Origin of the sequence: Streptomyces sp. NPDC005761 (genome assembly GCF_040630635.1) — a bacterium.
Lineage (GTDB): Bacteria > Actinomycetota > Actinomycetes > Streptomycetales > Streptomycetaceae > Streptomyces.
The window spans coordinates 70,717-87,541 of record NZ_JBEXXX010000026.1 but is presented as its reverse complement, the minus strand read 5'-3'; the positions used below and the strand labels follow the sequence as shown (position 1 = coordinate 87,541).

The 16,825-nt window shown below is 71.2% G+C and carries 5 protein-coding genes; all 5 read left to right on the top strand.

Annotated features, from left to right (window positions below):
- Nucleotides 1-38: 38 nt before the first annotated feature.
- Nucleotides 39-881 carry an ABC transporter ATP-binding protein gene (locus ABZ434_RS23045; RefSeq protein WP_359139901.1) on the top strand — a complete coding sequence of 281 codons (843 nt, stop codon included), beginning with the start codon at nucleotides 39-41 and terminating at the stop codon, nucleotides 879-881.
- Between the two features lie 114 nt (nucleotides 882-995).
- Nucleotides 996-2,057, top strand: coding sequence for an iron-siderophore ABC transporter substrate-binding protein (locus ABZ434_RS23040; protein ID WP_359139899.1), 1,062 nt, complete (start codon nucleotides 996-998; stop codon nucleotides 2,055-2,057).
- Between the two features lie 40 nt (nucleotides 2,058-2,097).
- Nucleotides 2,098-3,885, top strand: a complete 1,788-nt coding sequence (locus ABZ434_RS23035) for an ABC transporter ATP-binding protein (RefSeq protein WP_359139896.1) — start codon at nucleotides 2,098-2,100, stop codon at nucleotides 3,883-3,885.
- Nucleotides 3,886-3,943: 58 nt separating this feature from the next.
- The gene (locus tag ABZ434_RS23030; protein WP_359139893.1) at nucleotides 3,944-14,821 is read left to right on the top strand and encodes an amino acid adenylation domain-containing protein; all 10,878 of its coding nucleotides are present in this window, start codon (nucleotides 3,944-3,946) and stop codon (nucleotides 14,819-14,821) included.
- Entirely contained in the window at nucleotides 14,808-16,508 is a 1,701-nt protein-coding gene (locus ABZ434_RS23025) for an ABC transporter ATP-binding protein (protein ID WP_359139890.1), read from the top strand. Before ABZ434_RS23030 ends, ABZ434_RS23025 begins: the two co-directional genes overlap by 14 nt.
- Nucleotides 16,509-16,825 lie beyond the last annotated feature (317 nt).

The following is a 16,825-nucleotide window of genomic DNA, read 5'->3' as shown; positions in this document are numbered from 1 at the left end:
CGACAGACGAGTGGGACCATTCGGAGAGAGGGCAGCCCGTGGCCGTTCACCACACCATCACCGAGGTCGAGTCGGTGGCCGGGGGCACCTCACGGCTGGAGGCCAGAGGTGTCACGGTCGGATACGGCGGCGGGACCGTCATCGACGAGCTGGACGTCTCGATCCCGCCAGGCGTGATCACCACGATCATCGGCCCCAACGGCTGTGGGAAGTCCACCCTGTTGCGCACCCTGACCCGCCTGCTCAAGCCGTCCGGGGGCGCGGTCGTACTGGACGGCGAGGACATCGCCGCGCTGAGGACCAGGGACGTGGCGAAGAAGCTCGGCCTGCTTCCCCAGGCACCCGTCGCCCCGGAAGGGCTGACGGTGGCCGACCTGGTCGCCAGGGGGCGCCATCCGCACCAGAGCTGGCTGCGCCAGTGGTCGTCGGACGACGCCGGCGTCGTCGAGAAGGCGCTGGCCATGACCGGGGTGTCCGAACTGGCGGACCGCCCCGTCGACTCGCTGTCCGGCGGACAACGTCAGCGGGTCTGGATATCGATGACCCTGGCCCAGGGCACCGATCTGCTGCTGCTGGACGAGCCGACCACCTATCTGGACCTGGCGCACGCGATCGACGTGCTCGACCTGGTGGACGACCTCCACGAGTCGGGCTGCACCGTGGTCATGGTGCTGCACGACCTCAACCTGGCCACCCGGTACAGCGACAACCTCGTCGTCATGCGTGAGGGGGCGATCCTGGCGCAGGGACACCCCCGCGACGTGATCACCGCCGAACTGCTGCACGACGCCTTCGGGCTGCGCGCCATGGTGATCGATGACCCGGTCGGCGACCGGCCCCTCATCGTGCCGATCGGCCGTACCCACGTTCATCTCAACTAGGTTTCGGACGAGGCGAATACGCTGGTTAGGCTAGGCTGCCCTCATTAGGTCGCGGTAAGGTTTGGCTGCCCTTATACGGGGCTCAGTGGACAGTGCGAAAGCAAGGGATTCCGGATGCTCCTCCATAGAACGATGCTCACGAAGCCCTGGCAGCGGCTGGCGGCGACGGTGTCCGCCGCGACCCTCGGTATCGGCCTGCTGGCGGGATGCGGTTCCGACTCGGCGGACGAGGCGGACAAGGCGAGCGACAAGGCCCCCGCCGCCGCGGCCGGCGCCTTCCCGGTCACCGTGGAGCACGCGTTCGGATCCACGAAGATCACCAAGGCGCCCGAGCGGGTCGTCTCGGTCGGTTACACGGACGACCAGACCGTCCTGGCGTTCGGCATCAAGCCCGTCGGCATGGTCGACCAGTACCCGAACCCCGCGGGCAAGACCCCCGACATCAACACCCAGTGGCCCTGGGTGAAGGACAAGTGGGGGGACGCGCGCCCCGAGGTCATCATGAAGAACGGTGACGCGGGCCCCAACTACGAGAAGATCGCCGCCCTTCGGCCCGACCTGATCATCGCGGTCTACTCGGAGGTCGACCAGGCCGCGTACGACAAGCTCTCGAAGATCGCCCCGACGGTCGGCCGTACCAAGGCCGAGAAGGAGCCCTTCAGCGCGCCGTGGCAGGACAACGCGGTCCACATCGCCAAGGCGCTCGGCAAGGAGGACGAGGGCACCGCGATGGTGAAGGGCATCCAGGAGCAGCTCGACGCCGCCGCCAAGGCCCACCCGGAGTTCGTGACCCAGACCGGCGTCGCCCTGTCCTGGTACGAGAAGTCGGTGGCACCGTTCACCACCACCGACGTGCGCGGGCGCCTGGTGACGGGCATCGGCTACAAGGGCGCGACGGAGATCGACAAGATCGCGGGCGGCAAGTTCTACACGGTGCTCTCGCCCGAGCGCATGGACCTCGTCGACGTCGACCGCATCTTCGTCATCAACGACAAGGCGGACCAGGAAGCCCTGAAGAAGTCCGAACTGTTCAGCAACCTCAAGGCAGTCAAGGACGGCCGGGTGTCGTATCTCCTCGACAGCGAGGGACCGGCGGTCGGCGCGGCCATCTCCCAGGGCACCTTGCTGTCCCTGCCGTACGCGATCGACGAACTCGTCAAGTCGGTCGACCAGTGACATTCACCCGAACCACCGGCCGGCTCGCCCCGGCCCGCGTGTGAGCACCACCGGCACCCGCGCCGCCCCGGCGACGCTGCGCACCGCCACCGGGGGTGAGGCCACCCGGTGGATCACGGCCCGCTGCCGCGAGGTGCCGTGGCTGACGGCGGCCACCGTGATCACCACGGTGGCCGGCGCGGCGCTCCAGGTGCTCCCGGTCCTCCTGCTCGGCCAGGTGGTCGACGGGGTGGTCGAGGGTGAACCGCGGTCGCTCCTCGTCCGGATCGGGGCGCTGATGGTGGCTGCCGCGCTGCTCGGGGCGGCGGCCACCGCGGGGTCGACGTACCTGATCGGGCGGCTCGGCGCGGATCTGCTCGCCCGGCTGCGCGAAGCTGCCGTCCGTGCGGTCCTCGGGATGCCCAGCGCGCGGATCGAGCAGGTCGGCCGGGGAGACGTGCTGTCCCGGGTCGGCGACGACGTGGCCGTGCTGTCCCGGGGCATCCGATCGGCCATTCCCACCGTGTTCACGGCGGGGGTACTCGTCGCCATCGCGACGGCCGGCATGTTCGGTCTGGACTGGCGGCTCGGCCTGGCCGGCGCCGGAGCCCTCCCCGCGTACGCACTCGCGCTGCGCTGGTACCTCCCCCGGTCCGCACCGCTCTACCGCAAGCAGCGGGCCGCGCAGGCCGACCGGGCCCAGGCGCTGATCAGCGGCCTGAACGGAATCGAAACGGTCCGGGCCTACCGCCTGGAGGGCGCGTTCCGGGAAAAGGTCACGAGCGAGTCGTGGCGGGTGCGGGAGCTCGGCATCGAGGTGTTCCGGTTCTTCGGCCGCTTCGTCGGCCGGGAGAACCGTGCCGAGTTCATCGGACTGGTCCTGATCCTTCTGGTCGGCTACGCCCTGCTGGAGGGCGACGCGGCCACCCTCGGTGAGGTCTCGGCCGCTCCGCTGATGTTCCACCGGCTGTTCACTCCGCTCGGCGCCATCATGTTCACGTTCGACGAGGCGCAGAAGTCGGGCGCGAGCCTGACCCGGCTGGTCGGCGTGCTGGGGGAGGACGCGGAGGACCGCCTGGTGGGCGACACCAACGTGGCGCCCGCCGACTCGGCGCCGTACCAAGTGACGGTGGAGGGTCTGACGTTCAGCTATCCCGATGCCGAGGACCCGGTTCTCAGGGACGTCAGCCTGACGATCCCCGCCGGCGGTTCCCTCGCTCTGGTGGGGGCCACGGGCGCGGGGAAGTCGACGCTCGCCGCCCTGATCGCGGGCATCGGGATCCCGCAGGCCGGATCGGTGCGGATCGGACCGAACGATCTCGCCGGTCTTGACGAGGCCGGGGCTCGGGCCCTGGTGAGCATCCTGACGCAGGAGACGCACGTGTTCTCCGGTCCGCTCGCCGACGATCTGCGGCTCGCCGCACCGGAGGCGACCGACGCGGAGCTGACGGACGCGTTGCGGACGGTCGGCGCGGGAGCGTGGGCCGAGGCGCTGCCGGACGGACTGCGGACCCTGGTCGGCGAGGGCGGCGAGCGCCTGGACGTCACCAAGGTCGCCCAGATCGCCCTGGCGCGGCTGGTGCTGGCCCGGTCTCCGGTCGTGGTGCTGGACGAGTCGACGGCGGAGGCCGGCAGTGAGGGCGCCGCAGAGCTGGAGCGGGGCGTGCTGGCCGCGTGTGCGGGCCGGACGACGCTGTTCGTCGCGCACCGGCTGACGCAGGCGATGGCCGCCGATCGGATCGCCGTGCTTGACGCGGGGCGGGTCGTGGAGCAGGGGACGCACGAGGAACTCGTGGCTCTGGGGGGCCGGTACGCACGTTTGTGGCAGGCCTGGCGTGAAGGTAGTTAGGTGAACCTTAGTTAGGCTAGGCTAAGTTGAATACCTCGGATGGGAAGCGGAGTCTTCGATGATGGAACCGGGCGCTCGTCTCGTACTGCTTCCCGAAAAGGGCCTGGCCGGCCTGCGCCGGCGAACCGGTGACCACAGTGATCGCACCATCATCACCGCGTGTGCCATCGGCCTCTCCTACTGGGCGACGGGACGGAGCCCCGAGGGAATGGACCTCACCCCCGGCACCCTGTTCGCCGATGTCCTCGGATGGGCCGGCAACGGCGGTACCGCGGGGGCCGGTTGGGAGACCGATATGGACGCAGGCACCATCTCCGTCCCCGAGGGTGTCTCCCGGGCCGAGGCTCAGCTGGCCCTGGACGACCTCGCCGACTTCCCCGACCGGCCCCTCGGGACCATCGGCCCCTCCGGGGCCGCCGCACGGATCGAGGCCCTGGCCCGGTGGAACGACACCGGGGCAGGCCGCGTCCGCCCCACCATCGTGGAGATGTTCCACGAGCAGGTACGCACACGCCCGGACGCCGTCGCGATCGTGGACGAGCACCGCTCGCTGACCTACCGGCAGGCAGCCGCGCACGCCGGCCAGTTGGCCCATCACCTGATCGAACGCGGACTCACCGCCGAGCAGGTCGTGGGAATCTCGCTGGGCCGCAGCGCCGACATGGTCATCGGGCTGCTCGGGGTCCTCCAGGCGGGATGCGCGTTCGTCCCGCTCGATCCGCTGTGGCCCGCCGCGCGCCGGGCCGTCGTCATCGAGGACGCCCGGGCCGTGCTCCAGCTCAACGGTTCGGGCGAGAACGAACCGGGTGAGCCGGAGGCCGTCGCCGTCGACCTCGGTGACTGGAGGTTCGCCTCCCGTCCCGCCGACGGCCCCGAGGTCGCCGTTCCCGGGCCCGCCCTGGCCTACGTGATCTTCACATCCGGCTCGACCGGCCGGCCCAAGGGCGCGATGATCCGCCACGAGGCGATAGCCGAGCGCCTGTTGTGGCAGGTCGACGAGATCCTGCACTTCGGCCACGACGACGCGTCGCTGTTCAAGGCACCGCTCTCCTTCGACATCTCCATCAACGAGATCTTCCTGCCCCTGGTGTGCGGCGGCCGGCTGGTGGTCCTGCGGCCCGGCGGTGAACGCGACCCGCACCACCTGCTGAGCGTGATCGCCGAGCAGCGCGTCACCTTCACGTACCTGGTGTCCTCCATGCTGGACGTCCTGCTGGAGATCGCGGGGGACTCCGGGCGGCTGAACAGCCTGCGCCATGTGTGGTGCGGCGGCGAGGTGCTGACCCCCGAACTCTACGAGCGCTTCCGTACCCGCCTGGACATTCCCATGTACCACGGTTACGGCCCCGCCGAGACGACCATCGGCGTCTCGCACGTCATCTACCGGGGCGCGGCGGAACGCCTGTCGACATCGATCGGCAAGGCCAACCCCAACACCCAGCTGTACGTACTGGACGACGAGCTGCGCCCCGTCCCGGTCGGGGCCGGCGGCGAACTGTATGTCGGCGGCTTCCTCCTGGGCCGTGGATATGTCAACGCGCCCGCCCTGACCGCATCCCGTTTCGTGGCGAACCCGTTCGCGGCCGACGGATCCCGGCTGTACCGGACCGGTGACCTCGCCCGGTTCGCCCCGGACGGCTCACTGGACTTCCTCGGGCGGGCCGACAACCAGATCAAGATCCGGGGGATGCGCCTGGAGATCGAGGACGTCGAAGCCGGTCTCGCCGAGCACCCCGGGGTGCGCCACAGCTGCGTGGTCGCCAGGAAGAACACGGCGGGCGGCACCTACCTCGTGGGGTACGTGATCCCGGCCGCCGGGCGCGAGGACCTGCACGCCGACGAGGTCAGGGTGTGGGCCGCCGCGCACATGGTGGAGTACATGGTGCCCGCCCACATGGTCGTGATGAAGGAGTTCCCACTCACCGCCAACGGCAAGCTCGACCGCGCCGCGCTGCCGGAGCCCGTGACATCGGCCGGACCGGTACTCGCGCCCGCCACCGAGAACGAGCGTGTGGTCTGCGCGGCCGTCGCCGCGGTGCTGCGGCTCGACGAGGTCGGCGTCGACCAGGACTTCTTCCGGCTCGGAGGGGACAGCATCCTGGCGATCTCCCTGCTGAGCGCGCTGCGGGATGCCGGTCTCCACGTCACGGCAGGCCAGATCTTCGCCCATGGTGTCGTCGGCGCCCTCGCCGCGGTCGCGAGCCGCGAGGACGTGTCCACGATGGAGGACGACGACGTGGCGACCGGGCCCGTCGTGGGCTCGCCCATCGTCCAGTGGCTCGGTGGGACCACCGACGCGGTCGACGGATTCGTGCAGTCGGTGGTGCTGAACACCCCGCCGGACCTGACCGCCGAAGCCCTCGACGAGATCCTCACCGCCCTGGTCCGGCGGCACGACATGCTGCGGGCCAGGCTGGTGCGCGGGGAGCGCTGGAGCTTCGACATACCGGAGGCGGACGAAGCCGTCGCAGGGTGGCAGGAGAGCGGCCGGCCCCTGGACTCCTGCGTCCGGCTCGCCACCGACGGGCTCGATCCGGACAACGGCGTCATGCTGCGCGCCGTCTGGCGCCGCGAGGCCCGGCAACTGGTCGTGGTCATCCACCACGTGGTCGTCGACGGGGTCTCCTGGCGCATCCTGATGGAGGACCTCGCCACGGCGTGGCGGCAGTCCGCGGCGGGTGCACCGGTCGAACTTCCCCCGGTGGGCACATCGTTCCGGCGCTGGACCGAACTGCTCGGACGTACTGACTTCGACGCGGACCGCGCCTGCTTCGAGCGGCCCCTGCCGGGCGTGGACAGGCCCCTGGGCAGACGCGCCCTGTCCGGGGCGGACACGGTGGCCCACGAGCGGGAGCGGACCGTTTCCGTCGCGCCCGGGATCACGTCGGCGCTGCTCGGCGAGATCCCCGCGAAGTTCCACGCGGGCGTCAACGACGTACTCCTGACCGCGCTCGCCGTAGCCCTCGCCCGGTGGCGCCGTGACCTCGGTCAGGACCAGACGTTCGCCCACATCGAACTGGAGGGCCACGGACGCGAAGGACGTTTCGTCGCGGACGCCGCCGGCTTCGAGCCGGAACTCTCGCGGACCGTGGGCTGGTTCACCACGCTCTTCCCCGTGACCGTCGACCCCGGCACCGCCGCCTCGTTCACCTCGCCCGCGTATCTGGCCGCCGCGCTGAAGGCGGTCAAGGAGGACCTCGCACGCGTACCGAGCAACGGAGTCTCCTACGGTGCCCTGCGGTACCTGAGCGACTCCCGGTTCGACGGGCCCGCCCCCCAGGTGCTGTTCAACTACCTGGGCCGCTTCGATTCGGACGCCTCCGGCGACTGGCAGCTCGCGGGCACCACGGGACAGCTGGGCGAGAAGCGCGACCCGAGGATGCGCCTTCCGCGTGCCCTGGAGTTCAACCTCATCACCGAACCGGCCGCCGGCGGCGGGTACCGGCTGACCGCCACCATCTCCTGGCCCGACGGCATGTTCACCGACGAGGACATCACGGTCATCGGTGAGTACCTGAGGGAGGCGCTGACCGGACTGGCCGGGCTCGAACAGGGCGGCCACTCGCCCAGCGACTTCGCCCCGCTGCCGCTCACCCAGACCGATGTCGACGCACTGGACGGCCCCGGGCTGTGCGACATCCTGCCGTTGACCCCGTTGCAGGAGGGCCTCTACTTCCACTCGGTCTTCGACGACGACTCGGCGGGCAGCTATGTGGAGCAGCAACTGCTCACACTGGACGGCGAGGTGAACGCCGAACGGCTCGCGGCGGCGGCCACCCGGCTGCTCACGCTGTACCCGAACCTCGCCGCCCGGTTCGTGGCCCTCGCCGACGGCCGCGTGGTCTCCGTACTCGAGAGTGGCGCCGAGGCCCCCTTCACCACGCTCGACCGGCCCGGCATCACCGAGGCCGGGATCCGCGACCACGCCGAGCAGGACCGCCGCGCCGGGTTCGACCTGGCCACCGGCCCGCTGATGCGTTACACGCTCATTCGCGACGGTGCCGGCGGGAACGTGCTGGTGCAGACCGTGCACCACATCATCGCCGACGGCTGGTCGGTGCCGCCGATGCTCCGTACGCTGCTGGCCGAGTACCACCGGCCCGGGACCGCGTACCGGACCGGGGGCTTCCCGGACTACGTGCACTGGCTCGCCGGACGCGACGACGACGAGAGCGACCGCGTCTGGCGCGAGCAGCTGGCAGGTCTGCCCGGCCCCTCCCTGGTCGCCGAGGGGCACACCCCGTCCGACCGGTTCGCCGACACGTCCGTGGAACCGGCTGACGACATCGACACGGCCGCCCGGGGGGCCGGCGTCCCCCTGAGCGTGGCGGTGCACAGCGCCTGGGCCGTGACGCTCGGCGGGATCCTGCACAGCGACGACGTCGTGTTCGGCTCGACCGTGTCGGGGCGCGACGCGGATGTGCCCGGCATCGCCGACATGGTGGGCCTGTTCATCAACACCATCCCCGTACGTGCGCGGTGGGCCGGTACGACGACGGCCTCGGGCCTGCTCGCCTCGGTGCGGGAACACCAGAGCGCGGTGCTGCCGCACCAGCACGTCTCGCTGGCGAGGATCGGCCGGCTGACGGGAGCCGCTGCCCGCTTCGACACCCTGGTCGTGTTCGATGTCGCGACCGACGTGGCTGCTCTGCGCGGCCCCGCCGACGAACTGGTCATCACCGGCATCGTGAACGAGGGGGCTCCGCACTACCCGCTCACGCTGGTGGTGGAACGCGCACACGACGGCCGGCCGCGCTTCAACCTGATCTACGACGGCGCACTGCTCCGGGAAGCGAGCGCCGCGGCGATCCTGCACACATTCACCCGTACGCTGACCACCCTGCTCACCCGGCCCGACGCGCTGGTGGCAGAGCTGCCGGCCGACGACCGGCGCCCCGCGCCAGTACCCCCGACGACGCTGGGCGCGCTGTTCGACGCCGCCGCACTGCGCGACCCGGCCGCCGTCGCCGTCACCCAGTGCGCCCTCGACGGTCGCAGCAGCTCACTCACGTACGGCGAACTGGCCTCGGCGAAGGACGAGTTGGCCCAGGCGCTGCGCGAGTCCGGCGTCGGGCCGGGCGGACGGGTCGCCGTCGCCGTCCCACGCTCCCTGGAACAGGTGCTCGCCCTGGTCGCCATCGTCACCGCGGGTGGTGCGTACGTACCGCTTGACCTGGCGTATCCGGACGAACGGCTCGTGTACATACTGGCCGATGCCGCACCGCAGGCCGTTCTCGTCGACCGCGATCAGTACGAGCGCTTCACGGAACTGCTGACCCGGGCGGGCGTGGGGGCCCGCGTGCTCGTGCTCGGGGACGAACTGCCACCTGCGGACCGGCCGGTTCCGGAGTCCGCGGGACCGGGTCCGGACGACCCCGCGTACGTGATCTACACATCCGGGTCGACCGGCCGGCCCAAGGGCGTCGTCGTCCCGCACGCCTCCGTCGTGGCGCTGCTCGCGAACACCCGGGCCGACATGGACTTCGGCCCCCGGGACGTCTGGGTCCAGTTCCACTCCTACTCCTTCGACTTCGCCGTCTGGGAGCTGTGGGGTGCGCTGGCGCACGGTGCGGAGCTGCTCGTTCCGGACTACGCGCTCACCCGTTCCCCGGTCGACTTCCACCGTCTGGTCCGGGAGCGCGGAGTCACCGTGCTCAACCAGACCCCGTCGGCGTTCTACCAGTTCATCGAGGCGGACCGGCATGCCGGCGAACCCGCCTCCTCGCTGCGGCGGATCATCTTCGGCGGCGAGGCGCTGGACCCCGCGCGGCTGCGCGGCTGGGTCGAGCGGTACGGCACGGGCTCGCCCGAGCTGGTCAACATGTACGGCATCACCGAGACCACCGTCCACGTCACCCACCGGGTGCTCACCGACGGGGACCTCGTCGCCGGCGCCAGCCCGATCGGCGGTCCGATCCCCGGCCTGTACACCTATCTCCTCGACGACCGGCTCCGGCCGGTGCCGCCCGGCCGCGTGGGTGCCATCTACGTGGCGGGCGATCAGGTGTCGCTCGGCTACCTCGGCAGGCCGGGGCTCACCGCGGGCAGGTTCGTGGCCGATCCGTTCGCGGGCGACGGCTCCCGCATGTACCACACGGGGGACCTCGCCCGGCGCACGCTGGACGGCGAGCTGGAGTTCGCGGGCCGCGCCGACGACCAGGTCCAGCTCAAGGGATTCAGGATCGAGCTCGGCGAGGTGGAGTCCGCGATCAGGGAGCTCGACGGCGTGGTCGACGTGGCCGTCACCGCGGCGGAGAGCGGCGATCATCTGGTCGCGCACGTCGTGGGCCGGGTTCCCGGCGACCTCAACGGCCTTCTCACCGCGAAACTGCCCGCGCACATGGTGCCGGGCCTGGTGCGATCGGTCGAAGCGCTGCCGCTGACGGTCAACGGAAAACTGGACCGTAAGGCCCTGACCGAGCAAGCCGGGACCGACTCCCTCCCCGAGGCGCTCAACGGCTCCGCGCTCGCGGCACTGGTGGGTGTCTTCCGTGAGACGCTGCGCGGCTCCGACGCGCACGCCGACACCGACTTCTTCATGGCGGGCGGGGACAGCATCCTCGCCATCACCGTGATCAACCGGGCCCGGGCCCTCGGACTGCCGGTCGCACCACGGGACGTCTTCCTGCTGAGGACGCCGCGAGCCCTCGCCGAACAACTGGAGGCGCGTACACCGCAGACCGCCGCCGGGCCCGTCCGTCGCGCCGACGGTCCGTTGCCCGCGACGCCGATCATGCTGCGCCGGCGGGAACTGGGCGGCTCGCTCGCCCGGTTCGCCCAGGCGAGGTCCCTGGTGGTGCCCGAGGGCGCGTCGGCGGCCGATGTCGAACGCGCAGCGAACGCCGTCGTGGCCGCGCACCCGGTCCTGCGGCTGCGGCTGCACGTCGAGCACGGCGTGTGGGCCCTGCACACCGAACCCCGCCGTGAGGTCACCGTCCTCCGGACGGACACGGACGACGCGACGGCCGCCGCGAACGAAGCGGCCGGACGCCTGAATCCCGGGAGCGGGGACGTCATCGCGTTCTCCTGGATGCGGGAGAGCCGGACCCTCGTGGTCACCGTGCACCACCTGGCCGTCGACGCGGTGTCCTGGCTCATCCTCCTCGACGACCTGGCCACCGCCCTGAGCGGCGGGGCCCTGGCGCCGCCGACCACGTCCTACGGCGAGTACGCGGAAGCGACGAGCGCCCGGTCCGCCCAGGTGACCGGGCTCGGCCACTGGATCACCACGCTCGGGGCGCCCACCCCGCTGCCCCCGGCCGAGGGCCTGCGCGAGACCGCCGTCGTGCTCGCGCCCGCCGTGAGCGACCGGGTGACACGCACCGCACCCGCCGCACTCGGCATCGGTCTCACCGAGCTGCTGTGCGGCGCACTGCGTACGGCGCTGACCCGGGTCCAGCCTTCGCCCACCGATCTCGCGATCGACCTCGAACGGCACGGCCGGGTCCCGGCACTGGAACACCACGACTACACCCGCACGGTCGGCTGGTTCACCTCCATCGCCCCCGTGCGGCTCACCGCGCACACCGACCCGGTCGAGGCGGCGCGCGAGGTCGCCCAGCGCCAGCCGGACGAGGACGGCCACGTCGCCTACGGCCGGCTCAGGTACCTCAACCCGCAGACGGCACCCCTGCTGACCGCCCGCCCGCAGGTGCTGTTCAACTACCTCGGCCGGAGCGGCGAATCCCAGGTGCCGCACATCTCCGGCGCGGAGGAGGGCAGCCCGTACGCCGTCGAGGTCAACGCCTGGACCGACGACGCCACCGGGAGCCTGCAAGCGTCCTTCACCCTCGCCGACGGCATCCCCGACGAGATCACCGCGCACTGGCGCGCCGCGCTGGAACGCATCGCCGACGCCTCAACGACGGCCGAGCGCACCGCGCCCGTCACCCCTCTCCAGCGCGGCCTGTACTTCCAGGCCCAGCTGGCGGGCACGGCCGGACACTACGTCGCGCAGAGCTACTTCACCTTCGACCGGCGCCTGGACACCGGCGCGCTGGCCGAGGCTATGGCGTACGTGATCGCCCGTCACCCGGTCGTGGGCGCAGGCTTCACGACCGACGACCGCGGAAACCCGGTCCAGGTCCTCAAGGCGGGCCGGCGCGTGGATGTCCGTACCGTTCACCTCACTACGGACGCCGAGGCCGACGCCCTGCGCGCCACGGACCGCGAGACCGGGTTCGACCCGGATGAGCCACCGCTGATCCGGCTGACCGTGGTGCGTCTGCCCGGCGACCGCGACGGCCTGCTGCTCAGCTACCACCTCCTGCTCTGGGACGGCTGGTCCCGCGAGATCCTGCTGCGGGACCTGTTCGAGGCATACCGGGCCCTCCTCGCGGGCGAACCCCTGGACGCCACCCCGCTTTCGCCGGGGTTCGAGGACTACGCCCGCGCACTCGACGCCAAGGACCCAGCCGTGGCGGAACGCTTCTGGGCGGAGCACCTGGAGGGCCTCACCGGAGCGACCCTGCTCGCCGGGGCGCGGCCGGCCGTGACGGACGAACTGCCCCGGGCGCTCGTGCACACGATGTCCGCCGAGCTGTCAGACCTGCTGCGGGGCGCGGCCAAGGCGCACGGTGTCACGCTGAACACGGTCCTGACCGGGGCGTTCGGCCTCCTGCTCGGCGCGCACACCGGCCGCGGCGACGCGGTGTTCGGTGTGACCGTCTCCGGCCGTGAGGGCGAGGGCCTGTCCGGCATCGTCGGCGTGCTGCTCAACACCGTGCCCATGTGGACGCGGGCCCGGCCGGACGACACGGTCGGCGACTACCTGACGTCCGTCCAGAGGGCCCGGGTCGAGGCGATGGAACACGAGCACCTGGGCCTCGGCGAGATCCAACGGGCCAGTGGACACGACACATTGTTCGACAACCTGTTCGTGCTCCAGAACTTCCTGGACCTGGACGCGTTCGCCGAGATGAACGCCAGGCACGGCATCACCTCGGTGCAGGCCGACGACTCGACCCACTACCCGTTCACCTGGGTCGTCACGCCCGGCGAGCGGCTCACCGTCAAGCTGGAGCACCGTGACGACGACCCCGCGGGGGCCCGCCGCCTCCTCGACGGCTACCTGCGGGTGCTGGAGGACATGGCCAGGTCGGCCGGTCCGGTCGGAGCCCTGCGCGGGGCGGGTTCACTGCCGGCACCCGCCGCTCGTACGGACGTCGGCACGGACACGGTCGTCGACCGGTTCGACCGGGCGGCGGACCGCGACCCGCAGCGCGTCGCGCTCGTCGCCGACGGTTCGGCCATGACCTTCGCCCAGCTCCGCGACCGCAGCCGTGCGGTGGCGGGTGTGCTGGCCGGTCGCGGTATCGGACCGGAGCGGACCGTGGCGCTCGCGATCCCGCGTTCCCTGGACTCGATCGTGGCGCTGTTCGCCGTACTTCGCGTCGGTGCCGCCTATGTACCGCTGGAGCTCGACCACCCGGACGAGCGCATCGCCGCGATCGTCGAAGCCGCCTGCCCGGACGTGATCCTCACGGTGGGCGCGGTGTCGCCCCGGCTGACCGGTGAGCTGATCGAGCTCGACCGTCCGCTGCCCGAGGCGGAGCCTTTCCGTACGTTCGCTCCGCAGGATCCGGACCGGCTGCGGCACCCCGCGTACACGATCTTCACCTCCGGATCCACCGGAAAGCCCAAGGGCGTGGTGACCGAGTACGCCGGGCTCACCAACATGCTGATCAACCACCAGCGCCGGATCTTCGAGCCGGTGCTGGCGGAGCACGGGAACCGGGTCTTCAGGATCGCGCACACGGTGTCGTTCGCCTTCGACATGTCGTGGGAGGAACTGTTGTGGCTCGCCGACGGCCATGAGGTGCACATCTGCGACGAGGAACTGCGCCGCGACGCGCCCCGGCTGGTCGAGTACTGCCTGGAGCACGGGATCGACGTGATCAACGTGACCCCGACGTACGCGCAGCAACTGGTGGCCGAGGGGCTGCTCGACCACGCCGAGCGGCGCCCCGCGCTCGTGCTGCTGGGCGGAGAGGCGGTCACCCCGGCCCTGTGGCAGCGGCTCACGGAGACCGGGGGCACAGCCGGCTACAACCTGTACGGGCCCACCGAGTACACCATCAACACCCTCGGTGTCGGCACCTTCGAGTGCGAGGACCCGGTGGTCGGCGTCGCGATCGACAACACCGAGGTGTACGTGCTGGACCCGTGGCTGCGTCCCCTGCCGGACGGAGTGCCCGGCGAACTGTACGTATCGGGCGTGGGCATCGCGCGCGGCTACCTCGGACAGCCCGCCCAGACGGCCCACCGATTCGTCGCCTGCCCGTTCGGGGACCCGGGCGAGCGCATGTACCGCACCGGAGATCTGGTTCTCCGGCGGCCCGACGGCAACCTGACGTACCTGGGCCGCACCGACCAGCAGGTCAAGATCCGTGGGCACCGTGTCGAACCGGGCGAGGTCGAGGCCGCGTTCGCCGCGCACCCGGCGGTACGGTTCGCCGCCGCGGTCGCCCAGCCCGACCCGCAGGTCGACGGGGCGTTCCGGCTTGCCGCCTACCTCGTGCTCGACGGCTCGGACCTGGCCTCCGTCGCCGCCGAAGTGGGTGCCGCGCTGCCGGACTTCCTGCGCCCCACGCACTACGCGCAGGTCGATCGCATCCCGCTGACGGTGAACGGGAAGGCCGACACCAAGGCGCTGCCGGAGGCCCGGCCGCTGGGCGTACTGACCACGGTGGCCGAACGGGCACCGGAGACCGACACCGAGATCACCGTGTGCGAGTTCTTCGCCGAGGCACTGGACCTGGACGACGACGAGGTCAGTGCGGTCAGCGACTTCGTGTCCCTCGGTGGCCACTCCATGCTGGCGGTGCGTCTGATCGGACTGCTCCGCCGGGAGTACGGTCCGGTCATCACGATCCGCGACCTGCTCACCCTGCGAACCCCCGAAGCGATTGCCGGTCACCTCGATGCGAACTCCTGACCCCCACCGGCCCCTGCGAGGAGCCGGGATCCTGCGCACCGCCCTGCGCCGCAATCTCGGTGCCATGGCCTGGGGCACCGTCCTCATGGGCCTGTACCAGGCCGGCGAGACCGCCTTCCCCATCGCCCTCGGCCTGATCGTCGAGCACACACTGCAGGACCGGAGCCCCGGCTCCCTCGCGGTGTCGATCGGGGCACTGGCCGTGATCATCACGACCGTGTCCCTGTCGTGGCGGTTCGGGATGCGCATCCTGCAGAAGGCCAACACGACCGAGGCACACCGCTGGCGGGTGCAGGTCGCGGAGTGCGGACTCCAGCCGGTGGACAGGGACATCGATCTGAAGTCCGGCGAGGTGCTGACCATTGCCACCGAGGACGCCGACTCCACCGCCGACATCATCGAGGTGGTGCCGCTGCTGATCAGCTCGCTGGTCGCGGTCCTGGTCGCGGCGGTCGCGCTCGGTCTGGCGGACGTCCGGCTCGGCCTGCTCGTGATCATGGGCACCGTCGTGATCCTGACGATCCTGAGCGTGATGTCCAAGCGGATCGGCGCCAGTACCCAGGAACAGCAGGCCCGGGTGGCGCGGGCCGGCGCGAAGGTCGCCGACCTGATCACAGGCCTGCGCCCGCTGCACGGATTCGGCGGCAACCACGCGGCGTTCGTGTCCTACCGCAAGGTCAGCACGGAGGCGAGGCACCAGGCGATCACCGTCGCCAGAGTGAACGGCGCGTACGCCGGCGCCGCGCAGGCCCTCAACGCGGTCCTGGCCGCCGCCGTCACCCTCACGGCCGGATGGCTGGCCTTCGCCGGCCGGATCACCATCGGGGAACTCGTCATGGCGGTGGGCCTCGCGCAGTTCATCATGGAACCGCTGAAGATGTTCTCGGAGATGCCGAAGTACGTGATGATGGCGCGCGCGTCGGCCGAGCGGATGGCCCTGGTACTGGCGGCGCCGCCGGTAGCGGCTCCGGGGCCGCGGCGCCCGGCGGCGGGCGGGGACCTGGAGATCGACGGCGTCCGCCACGGAACGCTGCGCGGGCTGAAGTTCCGGGTGGCCGCGGGAGAGTTCGTGGCGATCACCGCCTACCAGCCGCGCGCGGCAGCCGACTTCGCCTCGGTCCTGGCCGTCAGCGTTCCGCCGCACGCCTACGAGGGAACGGTACGGATCAGCGGGCAGGAGATCGCGGACCTGTCGGTCGAGGCGGTCCGTGAGCACATGCTGGTGAACCCGTACGACGGGGAGATCTTCGCCGGCACCCTGCGCACGAACATCGATCCGTCGGGCACCAGCCGGATGGTGCCCGAGGCCGTCGAGGCGTCCATGCTGACCGACGTGGTCGCCCTGCACCGCACCGGGCTGGACCACGGCGTCCGTGACCGCGGTGCGAACCTGTCCGGGGGGCAGCGCCAACGGCTGTCCCTGGCCCGCGCTCTGGCGGCCGACACGGATGTGCTGGTGCTGCACGATCCGACCACGGCCGTCGACGCGGTCACCGAGCAGCTGATCGCGCGCAACCTCGTGAAGCTGCGCCGGGGCCGCACCACTGTCGTGATCACCAGCAGCCCGGCCGTCCTGGACGCGGCCGACCGGGTGCTCGTCCTGGACGAGGGGGTCATCACGGCCGAGGACACCCATCGCAACCTCCTTGCCACCGACGGGGCCTACTGCCTGGCGGTGGCGAGGTGAGCGGCGGGCGACTCCGCTCCTGAGGGAGTCGTACCGGACCCGGCCCGGGTGCCGGGCAGGCGCGGCCCGCTCTTCAGGCGTCCCAGGCGCGAGGGCGGGGCAACTCCTCCCAGTCGGGGCGGAGCAGCGGGAGCACGGCAAGATCGTGGCGTCGTCCGCGATGGAGACAGGCGGCGCGGTCGGTGCCTTCGCGCACGAAGCCGGATTCGGCGAGGACGGCGAGGGCGGGGGAGTTGTCGGTGTGGATCGCCGCCGTGACTCGCTACAGGGGGAGTTCGCCGAACGCCAGGTCCACCGGAGGGCAACGAGCGGATGAG

Bases quoted from the DNA above. Each gene is read 5' to 3' on its own strand.
- ABZ434_RS23040 (WP_359139899.1), top strand. From the start codon at position 996: ATGCTCCTCCATAGAACGATGCTCACGAAGCCCTGGCAGCGGCTGGCG.
- ABZ434_RS23030 (WP_359139893.1), top strand. From the start codon at position 3,944: ATGATGGAACCGGGCGCTCGTCTCGTACTGCTTCCCGAAAAGGGCCTG.
- ABZ434_RS23025 (WP_359139890.1), top strand. From the start codon at position 14,808: ATGCGAACTCCTGACCCCCACCGGCCCCTGCGAGGAGCCGGGATCCTG.